The organism is Acinetobacter sp. SwsAc2 (assembly GCF_013391465.1).
Classification (GTDB): Bacteria; Pseudomonadota; Gammaproteobacteria; order Pseudomonadales; family Moraxellaceae; genus Acinetobacter; species Acinetobacter johnsonii.
This window is the reverse complement of the sequence record NZ_JACBEZ010000010.1, coordinates 79,204-95,918: the sequence shown is the minus strand read 5'-3', so window position 1 is coordinate 95,918 and position 16,715 is coordinate 79,204. Positions and strand designations below refer to the sequence as shown.

12 protein-coding genes and 1 pseudogene are annotated in these 16,715 nt (G+C 42.7%); 5 read left to right on the top strand and 8 right to left on the bottom strand.

All coding sequences use genetic code 11. The features are described from left to right. Positions 1-566 precede the first annotated feature (566 nt). Positions 567-872, top strand: coding sequence for a hypothetical protein (locus HYI04_RS06670; RefSeq protein WP_227509185.1), 306 nt, complete (start codon positions 567-569; stop codon positions 870-872). Between the two features lie 22 nt (positions 873-894). Here the strand turns inward: HYI04_RS06670 and HYI04_RS06665 are convergent, their stop codons facing one another. Continuing rightward, positions 895-1,764, bottom strand: a complete 870-nt coding sequence (locus tag HYI04_RS06665; protein WP_159153403.1) for a helix-turn-helix transcriptional regulator — start codon at positions 1,762-1,764, stop codon at positions 895-897. Positions 1,765-1,943: 179 nt separating this feature from the next. Between HYI04_RS06665 and HYI04_RS06660 the strand changes: the two genes are divergently transcribed. After that, complete coding sequence (locus tag HYI04_RS06660) at positions 1,944-2,849, top strand: DMT family transporter (RefSeq protein WP_178896029.1); 906 nt, start codon at positions 1,944-1,946, stop codon at positions 2,847-2,849. Positions 2,850-2,960: 111 nt separating this feature from the next. Here HYI04_RS06660 and HYI04_RS06655 read toward each other — a convergent pair. Both HYI04_RS06655 and HYI04_RS06650 read right to left on the bottom strand, forming a co-directional pair. Continuing rightward, positions 2,961-3,370 (bottom strand): annotated as a pseudogene (locus HYI04_RS06655) (NUDIX domain-containing protein). 177 nt (positions 3,371-3,547) lie between these two features. Then, a complete protein-coding gene (locus HYI04_RS06650) occupies positions 3,548-4,558 on the bottom strand; it encodes a hypothetical protein (RefSeq protein ID WP_178896028.1) in 1,011 nt (336 codons plus the stop codon). A gap of 207 nt (positions 4,559-4,765) precedes the next feature. Here HYI04_RS06650 and HYI04_RS16910 point away from each other — a divergent pair, with 207 nt between their 5' ends. Next, on the top strand, positions 4,766-5,083 hold the full coding sequence (locus HYI04_RS16910; RefSeq protein WP_256732942.1) for a hypothetical protein: 318 nt from the start codon (positions 4,766-4,768) through the stop codon (positions 5,081-5,083). Between the two features lie 159 nt (positions 5,084-5,242). Here HYI04_RS16910 and pta read toward each other — a convergent pair whose 3' ends face one another. The 3 genes from pta to HYI04_RS06630 all read right to left on the bottom strand — a co-directional run bounded on the left by pta (position 5,243) and on the right by HYI04_RS06630 (position 10,401). Beyond that, positions 5,243-7,384, bottom strand: coding sequence for a phosphate acetyltransferase (gene pta, locus HYI04_RS06640; RefSeq protein WP_178896027.1), 2,142 nt, complete (start codon positions 7,382-7,384; stop codon positions 5,243-5,245). Between the two features lie 55 nt (positions 7,385-7,439). Continuing rightward, positions 7,440-8,657, bottom strand: a complete 1,218-nt coding sequence (locus HYI04_RS06635; protein WP_078389364.1) for an acetate/propionate family kinase — start codon at positions 8,655-8,657, stop codon at positions 7,440-7,442. Between the two features lie 478 nt (positions 8,658-9,135). Further along, positions 9,136-10,401 carry a glutamate-5-semialdehyde dehydrogenase gene (locus HYI04_RS06630; protein WP_004979082.1) on the bottom strand — a complete coding sequence of 422 codons (1,266 nt, stop codon included), beginning with the start codon at positions 10,399-10,401 and terminating at the stop codon, positions 9,136-9,138. A 306-nt stretch (positions 10,402-10,707) separates the two neighbouring features. Here HYI04_RS06630 and HYI04_RS06625 point away from each other — a divergent pair, with 306 nt between their 5' ends. Next, positions 10,708-12,039 (top strand): alpha/beta fold hydrolase, encoded by a 1,332-nt coding sequence (locus HYI04_RS06625; RefSeq protein WP_159153355.1) that lies wholly within the window; start codon positions 10,708-10,710, stop codon positions 12,037-12,039. Between the two features lie 59 nt (positions 12,040-12,098). Here HYI04_RS06625 and HYI04_RS06620 read toward each other — a convergent pair whose 3' ends face one another. Together HYI04_RS06620 and nagZ are read right to left on the bottom strand one after the other, a co-directional pair. After that, complete coding sequence (locus HYI04_RS06620; RefSeq protein ID WP_159153354.1) at positions 12,099-12,974, bottom strand: class I SAM-dependent methyltransferase; 876 nt, start codon at positions 12,972-12,974, stop codon at positions 12,099-12,101. Positions 12,975-13,132: 158 nt separating this feature from the next. Further along, positions 13,133-14,149 carry a beta-N-acetylhexosaminidase gene (nagZ, locus tag HYI04_RS06615; RefSeq protein ID WP_159153353.1) on the bottom strand — a complete coding sequence of 339 codons (1,017 nt, stop codon included), beginning with the start codon at positions 14,147-14,149 and terminating at the stop codon, positions 13,133-13,135. A gap of 241 nt (positions 14,150-14,390) precedes the next feature. Between nagZ and HYI04_RS06610 the strand changes: the two genes are divergently transcribed. After that, complete coding sequence (locus HYI04_RS06610) at positions 14,391-16,586, top strand: carboxy terminal-processing peptidase (protein ID WP_159153352.1); 2,196 nt, start codon at positions 14,391-14,393, stop codon at positions 16,584-16,586. The last annotated feature ends 129 nt before the right edge of the window (positions 16,587-16,715 follow it).

Sequence of the window (16,715 nt, the reverse complement as noted above, 5' to 3'; positions counted from 1 at the left end):
TATGATTAAAAATACAGAAATGATAAATTCGTAAATGGACATAACTTGCTTTGCTTTTCTTAGTCGAAAATTAAATTGGGTTATGTCCTTTTTATTTCAAAGACTTAAAAAGTTGAGATTCGCGTAAATAATAATATTCGAAATATGACAGCACTGTCATAAAGTTGTCATAAAACTTTCGCATAATGCATTCATCAAACAATAGGACATCGAACATGTTGACAGGTTTAGTGATGGCTGCGGGCTTTTGTGTATATATCGCAGCGACTTGGATGTATGGTCAAAAAGAAGATCAGGCTTAAGCTTTATCTTCTTTTTTTGTTTTAAGCTTTCTTCAAATCTTCAAATCTTCAAATCTTCAAATCTTCAAATCTTCAAATCTTCAAATCTTCAAATCTTCAAATCTTCAAATCTTCAAATCTTCAAATCTTCAAATCTTCAAATCTTCAAATCTTCAACTAGCTAAAAATTGTTTAACGCCTTAAGATTCCAGTTTCAAATCTTAAAAAAATACAATGAAATACTATTCCTCTACTTCATCCTTGCTATTTATCGGATGCTTTTTCTTGTGGTCTATTTTCCTGTTTTATTTAATGGCTCAAAAGCATGCAGGCAATGTCATTGTCGAAGATATATTTAAATTTAATTTTTACTGCATGATGCTTGCAATGTTGCCTTTGCTTTTGAAAAAAGCTCCGCCTAAAAATGATGTCGAGATGACGATTTTTGAAGAAAAGCAACATATGGAAATGCGCCATCAAGTCCTGAGCCAATCTGCTCAAGAGCGTCGGAAAGCTTATTTGATGAGTGCTTTTTTCGGTTTTTTAATGTCGAGTTTAATGATGGGCTTTATTTTGATGTTAGATAAATAAGCTGAATGTGAGTTTATCCGATCTAATTTTTCTCACTTTTCCGCATTTGGGATGGAGAATAGCCAAAGTACTTTTTAAAGCGATGACTGAAATGGCTGCTGGAGCTAAATCCATACTGTTCCGAAATGTCCGTCATATTGGCAGATGTGTGCTGTAGAGCTTGGTGTGCCAGTTCAAGTCGACGTTGCATCACATATTGGTGCGGTGGCATGTGCATAGATTGCTTAAACATATGGGCAAAATGGTATTCACTGAGCTGAGTTTGCTCGGCCAAATCTGATAAGGTCAAGCTTTGCTGAATATGCTGATCAATCCATTCTAATAATTGCTTCAGGGTATACGGGGACAGCCCGCCTTTGACTTCAGGGGCTTGCCACTCGGTATGGCTATAATTTTTAATTAGATGGTTGAGCAGAAGCGTTGTGGCAGTACTCATCTGCAAGTGATTTTCACGGTTTTGCCAAGCCCCATTGAGTAAAAAGTGTCGATAGATCATGGCAATCTGTGGGTCGGCCACGAAACTTTGCGGATTTAAAATAATTTGGCTTGGCTCACGATCCCACACTTGTTCAGCGACGCGTTGTAAGTGTTTTTCAGTATAGTACAGATGCACAAAAGTCAATGAGTCACGCAGATCCCATGTCGACTCAAAATTCTGTGGCATCAAGCACATATGATCTGGCCCACCGCCATTATGCCAACCTTGAGCTGTCTTTTGATAGCTGTGATATCCCCCTTGAATGTACATACTGAGTGTATGGTGGTTACTACAAACACTGACGCGGTCTTGGTTGTTTTGCCACATGGCTAACTGCATGCCCGAACCCAGTTCGACCGAGTCGAGGAGTTGAGCTTTATGTTGTTGTAATTGATCTAGAATCTGATATTTCATCATCTATACGCAGTGCCAAATGGAAGATCTAGTGTAGGACTTTGATTTCATTTTGTCATCTATAGCAGAAAATCAATAAAAAATCACAAGTTCATGATAATGACCACAAGAAGGTGCAAGAAATGAGAGTCCTAAACCAAGCACAATAGCGTGAGTGGTTTGAGTTTGGTTTAAAGAGTATGAATGCGCTGTTGTATGCTTTGGTGGTGGTGATTTGGGGAACAACATGGATTGCGATTAGTCTGCAACAACAAAGTGGAATATCGACCAATGTAGCCGTATTTTGGCGCTTCTTTATTTCGGCTATGGTGTTGTTTGCTTTTATTGTGTTGTGCCGAAAACTGCAAAAGCTGGCTGTAAAAGACCATCTGTTTTGTGTGTTGCAAGCGTGCTGTATTTTTGGTTTTAACTTTGTTTGTTTCTATTATGCGGTTCAATATATCAGCAGTGGTTTGGAAGCAGTTATTTTTTCGATGGCGGTCATTTTTAATACCCTCAACGCTAAACTGTTCTTTGGACAACAGGTGTCTACACGTTTTTATCCTGCGGCTGTGTTGGGTGGATTGGGGATCATCGCCTTGTTTTGGCATGATGTGGTGGGAAGTACCTTAAACAATCATACGCTGATGGGGATTGGTCTTTGTGTGTTGGGAACCTATGGTTTTTCACTGGGCAATATGATCAGTGCGCGTCATCAAAAACAAGGTCTGGATATTTTTACCACCAATGCTTATGGCATGCTATATGGTTCAATCCTGATGGCATTGATTGCTGGATTTAAACAAGACGAGTTTTTGCCTGCTATGGAATTCAGTGCGGTGAGTGCTTTATTGTATTTGGCTATTTTTGGTTCAGTGATTGGCTTTACCGCCTACTTCTATTTGGTTGGACGGATTGGTGCGGGTAAGGCAGCTTATAGTACTTTGTTATTTCCTTTGGTGGCTTTGGTGATTTCGACCATCTGGGAAGGCTATCAATGGCATATGAATGCGGTCATTGGGGTGATTTTGATTTTATGTGGTAATGCAATTTTCTTTATTCAAACGCCTAAGTTTAGACTGAGTCAAATGTTGAAGCGAAGCTGAGTGATGAAGATCTAAAGACACTACAGTTTATAAAGCTCAGACATGAGCTTTGGGCTTTTAAATCTATAAGCTGTTAGTTTTAGTGAATCAAAATCTTCCCTAAGCTACGGCTCAATATTTTGATTTTATAAACGCTAGTAATTCTTGGAATAATGGATGCCATTCAGCGCTTGGTGACTCAAACAGAGGGTGCCAAAAGAAATTAAATTCTAATCCACCGTCATCATTGCATAAATGTGTCCAATGCTCTTTTAAAGTTTCTGTGGTATGGCAGATAAATACATGCCAGTTAGGACCTTGCTCAGATGGATGATGTAAACCCAAATATGAGTGAATGTGTGCAGAAGAAATCCCGATTCTTCATAAAGCTCTCGCAAAGCTGCCTCTTCTAGTTCTTCATTCGTCTCAACTGTACCTTTTACGATTTGAATACCTGCAATAGGATGTTTAAACACTAATATTTCTGTTCTTTGATTGATATTTCGAAATATAACTGGGACTACTTTTTCTATTAATGTCATTTTTCAATTTTATCAACTAGGTAGGTCATTATAGCAATTTAAAAGAATAGAACTTCGGCGAAATAAATGTATACAGCTTTACCGCTATGATCATTGGCTATACTGGACATAGTCGTATCTAGAGCTGTCAGGGAATTTTCTACTGACAATAGCTTGAACCAAATCTGCATGAGCTCATCATGATGCTGTATTGGCTTTAATCCGAAGCGCTTCCATCTCAATCTCAACCATTTTTTGAGAATTGGATCGTTTCTTTTGCAACTCCTCAAACTTTTGTCTATCTGGCGAGCTGGATAAGATAATATTACCCATTTCAATTTGAAGATTATTGTCTTTTTTGAGTTTCTCACGGGCTGCGACTACTTCTGAGCTTTTGAGAGATACCATGTCGTAATTTTGATTCAGGCTTTGAATGCGCTTGTTTGATTTTTCAATTGCAGTTTTCAGAGCACGCAGATCTTTTTTTTCCATCGCATGTTTTATCTCCCACATTGAGTTTTCTGCTTCTTGTTTAGCTGCACTTGTTTGTGCCCCGAGTGCAATGAGGTCATGTTTAATGTCTGCGGCATTATCTTGACTCAGATGTGAGGTGGTCTGCGGTGCAGTGCGAGCCGTAACATTGAGTTCAGCTGTTGATTTTGCTTGTTGTCGGGTGTTGTCTAATGCCCCAGTATTTAGCTGAGGATATACCATGCGTTGTAAGGCTCTCATTTCATTGATAGAGCTTTGTTGTATGACGCTGATTTCTGCTTCAAGTGCTGTTATACGCTGCATCTGTGGTGGACTTTTAGTATTTTCTTGTGCCAGTTCAACACCAAGTAAATGGACTTGATTAAATTTCTCACGTAACGCAGCACCTTCTTGGCTTTTGAAGTTTGTTGCATCTAGTGCAGTATTAAAAGCAAGAGAATGGGTTTTCAGTTGTTCTAGCAGGGCGGGGATGATATCGACTTCTTTATTTTGACGAGCCGCTTTAAGTGCATCTTGTGCGTTCAAAATGGCTTGAGAGTTTTTATTCGAAATCTGATCTAGGGCATCAAGATCCGCTTTAATGTCAGTTAGATTTGCTGTACTTAAGTTTGTATATGTTGTGGTTGAGTCTGGCGGTGTTTGGTGCTGCTTAGATTCATTACATGCTGTCAGTGAAAATGTTGTCACTATTAGAATTGGAAGCCATTTTTTATTCATTATGAGACCAATGATTTAGAATTTAATTATATGGCTTGAGTATATTTCTTAAGTTTCTGAAAAGTAAAGTCTTACTGTTTTATCTGTGTTTGGGCTATGCTTGTAAATATACATTAGTCGAATGTTTGAGAGGCTATACGATTAGGTGGTACTACACTCAGTTCAATTGTATATGCTGGAGAGTGACGAATTTGTATTTAGTGAAAAATGGTTTCACATCGTGTGCTGATTACAGTAGCAATCGCAAAATTACATTTTAAAATAGTTCAAGAGAAGAAAATAATGGAGCTTTCATTTCTTTCAATAGTTGGTTGTTTATTGATAGTTGGTGGGTTATTACTTCCAATTTACACAGCAAATTTATTTCCTTTATCAAAAAAATCAAATGACCAGTATCAAGAGATGATGAGGAAAGGTGACCGTGGATGGATTATTGATTTTAAGATCAATCAATGGATAAGAAAAAATTGGATTTATATTCCAATTTTGGGGGTACTCTTCTTTTTGATTGGATTATTATTTTAAGTAAAGAAGTAGGTTTTTAACCTAATATATTGATAAATTATTAAATAATTTTGAAGGTGTGTGGCTTCTTCTAAACATTTATTTCGTTGAACATAGCTCTTTTAAAAACAAAAACCACCCAACTTTTCCGTTGGATGGTTTGGATCACATCAAGTTACTTTAAGCTGTTGCTTGTTGTTCTGCTTGAATTGCAGTGAGTGCAATCGTAAACACAATATCATCGACCAAAGCCCCGCGAGACAAGTCATTTACAGGTTTATTCAAACCTTGCAACATTGGTCCGACACTTACGACATTAGCAGAGCGTTGCACGGCTTTATAAGTGGTATTACCTGTGTTTAGGTCTGGGAAAATAAACACATTGGCACGACCTGCAACTTTAGAATCAGGTGCTTTCGAGCGTCCGACACTTTCAACCGATGCTGCATCGTACTGAAGCGGCCCATCAATCAACAGATCAGGACGGCGTTCTTTCGCTATACGTGTTGCCTCAGCGACTTTTTCAACTTCAGCTCCAGCACCAGAGGTACCCGTAGAGTATGAAATCATTGCAATACGTGGGTCTAAACCGAAGGCCTTTGCCGAGTCAGCCGATTGAATCGCAATTTCAGCGAGCTCTTCGGCATTTGGGTCTGGGTTAATTGCACAGTCGCCATAAACATAGACTTCATCGGGTAATAGCATAAAGAACACGGAAGAGACCAGTGAGTACTCAGGCGCTGTTTTAATCAGTTGGAAGGCTGGGCGTACAGTATTGGCTGTGGTGTGTACTGCGCCTGAAACCAAACCGTCGACTTGATCGAGTGCCAACATCATGGTGCCTAGAACGACAGTGTCTTGCAGCTGTTCACGCGCTTGCAGCTCGTTCAGTTTCCCTTTACGCAGTTCCACCATTTTTTCGACATAGTTTTCACGAATTAAATCTGGATCGATAATTTCTAAGTCATGTGGAAGCTCAATACCACGTGCTTTTGCCACTTCTACTACAGCTTCAGGTTTCGCTAATAAGATACAGTGTGCAATGCCACGAGATTGGCAAATAGCCGCCGCTTGAACTGTGCGTGGCTCATCGCCTTCAGGGAGGACAATGCGCTTCTTCGCAGCAATCGACTTTTGGACCAATTCATGGCGAAAAGCCGAAGGTGAGAGACGAGGTTGGTACGAGCCATTCAACATTGCCGTTAACCATTCTTCATTGATATGGCTCGATACAAAACGAGTGACTTGTTCAGCACGTTCCGTATCATCGACCGGAATTTCATTGCTGAGATTGGCTAAGCTCTGCGCCGTGTCGAACGTGCTGAGCGCTGTATGTAAAATTGGTAAGCCTTGCTTAATCGCTGTTTGGCAGAACGTAAGCACTTGCTCGTTTGGTGTATGGTGTTCAGTTAGGACCAAACCTGCCAGTGGAATACCGTTACTGCTGGCTAAGCTAGATGCCAAAAGCACATCGATACGATCTGATGCACTAATGATCAGCTCGCCTGCGACAAACTTATGAAGTTCGTGCTCAATGTTCGATGCAATCAAACTGCTATGCAACACACGACGTTGGGTCGCGTCGCCTTGATTGATCCATTCCGCTTGAATGTGTGAAGCCAAGTCCGACATACGCGGTACGCTAAGCGTGTTGCTAAACGGAACCAAGCCAATCACAGGGAGTTTGTCTGATCCGAGTTTTGGATGGGTCTTTTGGAGCTCAATAATAAATTTATTGGTATCGCTGATTAAACGCAGACTAGGGTCAAACGTCACTGGAATGTGTGCTGAGTCATCGGGCAAGCCTTTGGTGCGCATCAATAACACACCCGCAGTTCGCTCTGAACTCGCACCCCCAAAGTAGCGTAGTTGACTATCGACTTTTTCAGCCGTCACGCTTGGTTTATTAATGTCTGCATTACTGACAATAATGACTTTGGCATCGAGTGCTTGTGCAAGTTGTGCATTTAGTTCAGAAGCAAAAGAATCTCGGCTATTCGGGACTAAGCCTTCAACAATAATCAGGTCATGCTTACGCGCAATAGCGCGGTGCAAACGAACCGCATCCTCAAGCAACTCATCATTTTCACCTGCACTGAGTTGTTGCAAAATGGTGTGATAACTAATCGGTTCAACGGTTTCATTTTTTGAAACATGGTGATAGAGCGCTGTGGTACGGTCTGCACCTGTGGTGAGTTCTTGAGAAAAAGGTTTTAAAAATCCAGCTTTAACACCTTGGCATTCAAGCGCATAAACCAAACCCAGACAAGCGGATGTTAAGCCGACGCCTTCCCCAGTGGGCACAAGTAAAATCGTTTTCATATATTTATTCGTCATACAAGAATTTAAAACAGACTTGAGGGAATGTAACGACCGCTTAAGCGATCGCTACATTGTCTTCAGACTTTTTTGCAGCAGTTTGAATCACCTCATTGGCCACGGATGCAGTTTCTTTGGCAATACGGCCTTCTTCATCGGTCGGTACAACCCAAATTTGCGGGCCTGTACCTGTATCAATACGACCTTCGGTACCACGTTTTAAACTGTCATTGGCTTCTTTACTCAAGTTAAAACCAAAGTGCGGTAGGAAAGCGACTGTTTTTTCACGAATATATGCCGAGTTCTCACCAATACCACCCGTGAAGAATAAGCCATCAAGACGTGGTAGACCACAGCTTAGTGCGGCCAATGATTTTGCGAGGCGATAGCAGAACACTTCAATGGCTAAAGTTGCATCTTCATTGCCTTGTTCTGAGGCTTCAATCAAAGTACGCATGTCATTCGAAAGATCAGACAACCCGAGTAAGCCCGATTGGCTATTCAGCATTTTATCAATTTTATAAATATCCCAGCCTAGGTTGTTGGCAAGGAAACTATGTAAGCTTGGATCGACATCACCACTGCGTGTGCCCATCACGACACCTTCAAGTGGAGTTAAGCCCATTGACGTGTCTACACTCTGTCCATTCCAAATTGCACAAGTAGAGCTACCATTACCCAAGTGTGCAGTTAACCAGCCTCCTTGTTTGAAGCTACCAGCCAGTTCTGAACCGCGTTCAGACACATAAGCATGGCTTGTACCATGGAAGCCATAACGGCGTACATTGTGCTCAGTGTATAAGAACTTTGGCACAGCGTAGCGGTAAGCATGTGCAGGCATGGTTTGGTGGAATGCCGTATCAAATACAGCCACTTGTGGTAGCTCTGGGAATAAACGCATAGTGGCGTCAATCCCAACCAAGTGCGCAGGGTTGTGTAGTGGTGCTAGTGGTGTTGCTGCACGAATGCGTTCGACAATTTCTTCTGTTAAAAGCTCAGCTTTGGTCAATGTACCGCCGTGTACCACGCGGTGACCAATGGCTTGAGGGTTATAATGTGAAAGGCGTTCTAAGATGGTTTCCAATGCTTTCTCATGATCGGCATGTGGAATAGACAATTCAAGGGGTTGACCACCCGCAGTAATGCCTTTGATACGAGCGTCAGCAGAACCTAAGTTCTCAGCTAAACCGAAAATACGATCTTCACGACGTTCAGAAACGAGCGCATATTTGATTGATGAAGATCCGCAGTTAATTACTAATACTGATGTAGACACGTTTTAATACCTGATTCTAATTGAATTATCCGTCCTAGAACTGATCTTCATGCAGTACGTTCTTATGCAATCTTGATCATTTTTTATGTTGTATCATGTGTATATTTTTAGTCCAAGATAGACTTTAGGTGATTAGACTTAAGCACTATCGACCGTCTGATGAATAATAATTAAAATTTATCGGTTCATGATTTTCATTTATTCATGAAATGATGCTGAATTATTCATCAGCTTTAACCCTTTAAAAATAACACGCTATCTGCTGAAAAGAGCTGAATATATTGTGGCGTTCCTGTTTATTTTTGATATTTCATTTTAGACTCACACATAATCACATGCATAATCAATGTGACCATCAAAAAAAGCATGATTTCCTCTAGATTTTAAGGATTCGCAGAGGCAGAGAATGTTTAGATATAAAAAATGCTCAGCCCTCTTAAGAGGGCTGAGCATCATGCTTTAAAATGAGTTGGACGCGCTATTGGCGAATTTGACCATCACCAAACACAATCCATTTTTGTGAAGTCAGGCCCTCTAAGCCGACTGGGCCACGGGCATGGATTTTATCGGTTGAGATGCCAATTTCTGCACCTAAGCCATATTCAAAACCATCGGCAAAACGGGTCGAGGCATTGATCATGACAGAACTCGAATCAACAGCAGCCAAGAACTCGCGAGCTAGAGAGTAGTTTTCTGTAATGATCGAATCAGTATGGTGTGAGCCATATTTGTTGATATGCTCAATCGCTTCTTCCATACCAGACACCACTTTCACTGCTAAAATTGGACCGAGGTATTCCGTGTACCAATCTTCTTCTGTCGCCGTTTTGACTGTCGCACCTAAAATGCGCTGAGTTTCAGCACAGCCGCGCAACTCCACTTGTTTTTCAGTGTAGAGCTCAGCGACACGCGGTAAAAACTCATCTGCAACTTTTTCATCGACCAGCAAAGTTTCCATTGCATTACACACGCCGTAACGGTGAGTTTTTGCATTGAGCGCAATCGGTAGGGCTTTTTGTAGGTCAGCTTGCGCTTCAACATAAACGTGACAGTTCCCATCCAAGTGTTTAATCACAGGGACACGGGCTTCATTGCTGATACGTTCAATCAGGCCTTTGCCTCCACGTGGAACAATCACATCGACAAATTCAGTGAGTGTAATCAGTTGCCCCACGGCTGCGCGGTCTGCGGTGTTAATGACTTGAACCGCATGTTCAGGTAAACCCGCCAGTTTTAAACCGCGTTGAATGGCTTCAGCAATGGCTTTATTGGATTCGAGCGCTTCAGAACCACCACGTAAAATAATGGCATTACCAGACTTCAGTGCTAAAGACGCGGCTTCCAAGGTCACATTTGGGCGAGACTCGTAAATCATGCCAACCACGCCTAAAGGAACGCGCATCTTACCGAGCTGGATTCCTGACGGACGATAGGCCATATCGGTGATTTCACCAACAGGATCTTTGAGGCCAATCACATCTTTTAAGCCTTGCAACATGCCTTTAAAGCGTGCGGGAGACAGTTCTAAGCGATCAAGTAAAGCACTGTCTAAGTTGTTGCTGTGCGCTTTGTTCATATCTGCTTGGTTCGCCGCTAAAATAGTGGGCTCACTGTTGACTAAAGCAGTATAAATAGCTGACAACGCGTTGTTTTTAGTTTCGGTAGAGGCACGCGCCAAAATACGAGAAGCTTGACGTGCTTGCTGTCCTACCGTTTGCATATATTGTTCAATCGACTCTTGCATAGCGGGTTGATCACTTAGAAATTTCACAGAAGATAGTAACAGCCTAACACTCGACCGCATAGTCTCTACATGAAAAATCCAGCGTATAGGCGGGCTTATACATATTTTGAAATTGTTTTTTATCTAAAACATGATGAGCGGTTATACAATCTGTTGCGTGTAAAACAGTGCTCTGTATAGAATGAATTTTAGGACATGAAGTCCTTGCATAATTATTACAACACTGAACACCCTGTTGCCGTTGACAGGCGTGATCGTGCATTTCTTGCAAAACAAAAAGTACAGGCAAGAGTAGAGGGAAGGAACATGAATTCTATGATTCAAAGGGATGCCGAGCTGGATGACGCGAATTTACGCTTAGGTTTTTTCGATGTTTACCATCGTAACAGCTTTAAAGAACCTGCACGAACCACATGGATTGAGGGCTGGAAAGTCGAATATATGGCGATTGCTCGGCCAGAGTCATTCCATCGCACGCCTATCGTGATTATTGGTGGGGCGTTTCAAAACTTTAATTCCTACAAATACTGTGTTGAGCAATTGCTCGATGCCGGTCCGATTGTCCTGATTGATCTGCCTTCAATGGGTGCCAATCAACAAATTCGTAATATCGATACGGGCTTGTCTGCAGGAACATTAGAACTGGGTGATCTTGCGAAGATGCTTGGCATTTGGTTCGATATTGAAGGATTAGACAAAGTTTCAGTGATGGGCATGTCACTGGGCTCAGTGGTGGCGTCTTGTCTGGCCGATCAACGACCAGAACTGATTGACCGTATGATTTTAATGGGCGTGATGCAAAAGACCCGTAAAAGTTGGCGGATGTTGCTGGAAGAGTCGTTACATTTAATGCGTGAACAACGCATGGATGAATTTGGTCAGGCCGTGATTTTGTATTTGGTCAATCATGCCAAAATGGATAAAACCAGAATGTCACCCACAGCCAAGCGTTTGTTCTTCAGACAGATGGCGGAGTTTACCGCAACAGAACAAGAGCGCTATGAAATCAACTGTAATCGTTTGCTTCGCCTCACCGATGTGCCGATTCCACAGTGCAGAGTCTTGGTGGCCTGTGGCCAATATGACAGTTTTACCTTGCCACATGAAAATGCCAACTTTGCGTTGCAATGTCCTGACATGGAATATGCGCAAATTGCCAATGCAGACCATGTGCCACAGCTACAACGCCGTAATGAAACCATGCACTTGTTTGCGACGTTTCTGAAGGACGAGTCCATTCAACACTTAGACGGGATTATCCCCTTTAGTCGAGCACAAATGTTGGAAATGGAGCGTCGTGGTGAAGAGCGAGTTCAGATTCAACAGCCCGAAACTTTCTTAAGCTATCGACATTCAGACTTGGTGATTGCGACAGAAGTGGTGGACTTGAACTACTTTGGGGTGCTTTTACGCTTTGAGTCAGACTTAGCTGCTGTGGCGGCTAAATATCCGCGTGATTTGGCTTTGCACTTGAGCGATGAAGAAGGCGAGTTTCAGATTGAATGTTTAATTTTCTCGGAAGATGGACCATATATTCGTGCCTTATTTAAACATGGCAGTTTTGAACTCGCGGAGCGACTGCTTCGCTTTGTGGGGCGTCAGAAACAAGAACAGACGTTGCTCGAAGCCGTGAGTTAAGTGAAAGTCAAAAATAAAAAAACAGCGTGTCATCGCTGTTTTTTTTATGGGGACTAAGTTTATTGCTCGAGTTGATTGGGCTTTTGCCATTGGCTATGTATCAACCAGACCAAGTCGCCTAAGTGGTCCTGCTGATCTAAGTTTGAAGTATCGGCCTGAGTACTATTGAAGGCTAAAGTGGGTTGGTGAACAGTAACAGTATGAAAGCCCGCTTGTTTGAAAAACTGAGCCGCTTCAGGCGGACTGATAAAGTGAAAGCCAAAGGCGCTACGGGACATCCATTTTAAAAGCTTGCTACTGCTCCAGATAAAGTTAGCCAGCTTATTTTTCACAGGTTCAGGGTAGAGGTCAGTCAGATAATATAACTGATCAAACTGCTGTCCGTATTGGACAATGCCTTGTAGCAGTTGAGCGAGCATGTCTTTGCTAAAGTAGTTGATCAAACCTTCACTCACCACCACCAAGGGGCGGTTTGGGTCAAACACCTCAAAAGCACGGGCAAAATCTGTACTAAATAAGTCGGCAGAGAGAACCGCTGGACTGGTCTGATCGATCTGTTTTAAGGCCTGAGTTTTCATTTTTGCCATGTCAGGTAAGTCGAGTTCACGATAGTCAATCTCGGGATACTGTTGGCGAAAGCTCCAGCCGCGTGGAGACAGGCCACTGGCAATTTCTAAAACTTGTAAGTTTGGGTACTGTTGGATCAGCGCGCTGAGGTGGTCATCAATCATTTGATGACGCTGTTTTAAGGTAGTGCGCATGCTGCCACCGACGTGTTTTTCGGCCCAACTTTCGAGTGGGTGTACCAGTTTGGCCAGCAACTTCCCTTTGCGGGTGGCAAATACAGGATGTGAGATGCCCATGCTATACCAAATATAGCCTGTATAGTGCGCAGTAAAAGAGATGTGGCGATGAGCCGATAAAGCATCTGTCATGGTATCCGTACCCGATATTTTGTTGTTTTAGCGTTGTTGTTTGGGCAATGCGGAGCAAGCCTGTTGATTTATTTTGAGTTTATCATAATGAAAAAAGGACATCTTGTGATGTCCCTTTGTCCGAAATATCGCGGTTGAAATAGTCAAAGATGAAGTGCTTAACTTAATCTAAATAGTTCCACTTGGTCGCGTACTTTGGCCCAATCTTCACCTAAATGCAGCGTTGATTGAACGCTGATATTTGGAATCTGACCACGCATGCGTTCTAAGCGAGCTTGGTCTGGCAGCGCCAGTTGGCTGATCCCCTCCAAAGCCACACATGCGGCAGTTCGGTCATTACACACCAACCCCATGTCACAGCCTGCATGGAGTGCAGCTTGAATACGTGCATCTGCACCGCCTGCAACACATGCTGCTTGCATGCTTAAATCATCTGAGAATAAGACGCCATCAAAGCCCAGTTGCTGACGTAGAACGGTTTGAATCCAATACGGTGAAAAACCTGCTGGGTTTGGATCAACTTGGTTATAAATCACATGCGCAGGCATGAGTGCATCCAACTGTGGCATCAGTTTGATAAAGGTCTGCATATCTTTAGCATAAATTTCATCATACGTGCGTGCGTCGATGGCTGCTGCGACATGCGAGTCTGCTTGGACTGAACCATGACCGGGGAAATGTTTGCCTGTCGATGCCATGCCTGCGGCTTTCATCCCTTTTAGGAACGCACTGGCCAGCGGTATGATGTCTTGAATATTTTTGGCAAAGCCACGGTCACCAATCACATCACTGATGTCATTGAGGTCGAGTACAGGGGCAAAGCTAAAGTCGATACCGACGGCAAGTACTTCTGTCGCCATCAACCAACCAGATTGTTCTGCCAAGCTTAAGGCTTTTTCAGGTTCGCTTAAGAATAGCTCGCCAAACTTACCCATTGCTGGAAGTAGGCTAAAGCCCTGTTTTAAGCGTTGCACACGTCCACCTTCTTGATCGACAGCAATCAAAATATCAGGACGAATTCGGCGCATGTGGTCGGTGAGAGCGCGAACTTGTGCAGGAGATTCAATATTTCGTCCAAATAAAATCATGCCACCGACTTGCGGTGCTTGTAATAGTGCAATATCTTCTTGAGTAAGTTCTGTGCCTGCGATGTCGAGCATCAATGCGCCAATCATATTGGGTGTCCGTATTTGATTTTTTGGTCAGTGACTGTTTTGGCTCTGAAAGGTGAGCGAAACAGGTCGTCGAAAACAATACCCGAATTTTGCAATGATTTGCTACATTTTGTCAGCACAGATTATGATAAAACTACACGACATAAACAGATTAAGTTGTTTAAGATTTTGAATATTCTCAATTCATGTCGAAAAATGACATTGTAATTTTGGTCAAAAACCAAGGAACTAAGAATTATTTATGAAACTTCAAACCATTGCTTGTGCGGTTGCAATTGCAACGGGTGGATTCTTTTTCACCCATGCCATTAATGAAGCCATTGCAGCGACTGAAACTACCGCTGTAATCAAACAAGCTATTGTTCCGTCGCAGGAGCAGGCTTTGGTGTCTCGTCAACTGGCGACCTTGGTTGACCGTCAACATTATCTCAATCAACGTTTAGATGCGAAAACATCGGCGCGTATTCTCGATTTCTATCTGGACAGTTTAGATCCAGATCATTCGTTGTTTCTTGCCTCTGAAGTAGACGGTTATAAGCGTAAATATGGTTCAAACTTAGGTGCGGCTCTAAAAGCAGGTGACTTAAGTGGACCGTATGCGATTCATGCACAGTATAGAGATCGTTTGACCCAGTTTTATACGTATATGCTGGATGAGCTGAAAAAGCCGCAGAATTTAAAACAAGCCAATGTTTATATCGAAACGGATCGTGAAAAGGCACCGTATTTTGCCAATGAAGCGGCGCAGCGTCAGCATTGGAACAAAATGTTGGTTTCGCAGCTGATCAATTTGACCATCAGTAAAGAAGAAGAGTTGGCGAAGCAAAAAGCGCTTAAAGCCAACCCAGAATTGGCCAATGGACAAGATCTCACTAGCTCGGAAGATTTAACCCCAGTACAGACTTTAACTAAGCGTTATACGCGCCAGTTAGAACGTATTTCACGAGTGAAAAGCGATGATGTGTTAGACAAAACACTCAATGCAATGACGCTTACCTATGATCCGCACAGTAACTATTTCCCGCCTGTCGATGCAATGGAATTGAATCGTCAGACGACTTTGCAACTTGAAGGGATTGGGGTGTCGATTCGACCTGAACGGGGCAATGAAGACTACACCAAAATCGAAACCATTGTGGAAGGTGGTCCAGCAAGCAAGTCTGGACAGGTGAAGTCGGGCGACCGCATCATTGGTGTAGCGCAAGATGGTGAAAAAATGGTGGATGTCATCGGTTGGCCGAGCAATGAAATTGTGGGCTTAATCCGTGGTAAACGTGGTACCAAAGTCACCATACGTTTACTCGGCTCGGGTGCGTCGATGAGCCAAGCGCGTAATGTGACCATTACCCGTGACGTCATTCAAGAAGAAGATGCTGGGGTACGTTCACGTACCGTGAATGTAACGCGTGATGGACAACAATACACCTTTGGTGTGATTGAAATTCCGTCTTTTTATTTGAACTATCGTGCACGTCGTGCGGGCACAGAATATCGTTCTGTATCTGAAGATACCAACAATGCGCTGAAAACTTTAGCGGCCAAGAATGTATCAGGGATTATTATCGACTTACGTAATAACCCAGGGGGATCACTTGAAGAAGTGGCGCGTATGCTTGGACAGGTGATTAAGTCAGGTCCTGTGGTGCAAATTCGAGATGGTAACGGCAATGTGAGCGTTTTCGAAGACGATGACAATGGTGCGCAAACCTATGCGGGTCCGCTGGCAGTGATGGTGAATTTAGCATCTGCGTCTGCAAGTGAAATTTATTCTGCTGCGATTCAAGACTATGAACGTGGCATTGTGATTGGTAGCACCACCACAGGGAAAGGAACGGCACAAGTTCAGCTCGATAACTTGGCGCATGGTCAAGCGACACTAACGCAACGTAAGTTTTACCGTGTAACGGGTGGCAGTACGCAAAACAAAGGCGTAATTCCAGACGTGAAATTGGTAGACATTTACAATGAAGAGTTTGGTGAGCGTAAAGCGAAAAATGCGCTTGAGTGGGACACTATTCCAACCGCACCATTTAAACGTGAAGGCAGTATTGCACCGTATGTAAAACGTTTAGGTGAGCTGTCGCAAGCACGTGTTAAAGTCGACCCGCAGTTTAACTATCTTGAACAGCGTAAAGACATCTCGAAAAAGACCGAAGATCAAAAACGTGTGGTTTTAGATATTGATCAACGTAAAGCTGAATTGTTGGCACTGGAAAAACAGACTTTAGACTCGGAAAACAAGCGCCGTCAGATTGCAGGGCAAAAGCCTTATGCAAACTGGGAAAGCTATCAAGCTTCTATGGAAGCTTTGGTTGAAGCACGCGCTAAAATGAAAGCGAATCAGCGTCCTGCATTGCCTGAAGAGGAAGCATTTGTGACTGAATCTGCAAATGTCTTATTAGATTATGCCAAGTTGCAAAAAGGCACTGCAAAATAGTTTAATCTCTGACGCAATGTATTAAAAAGCCAGTTTCGACTGGCTTTTTATTTAAATTGTGATTCAAAACACAAATGTGGGATTGGCATGCTGCTAAAGCAATCTGCTAGGTAAAATAAATCTATAAAT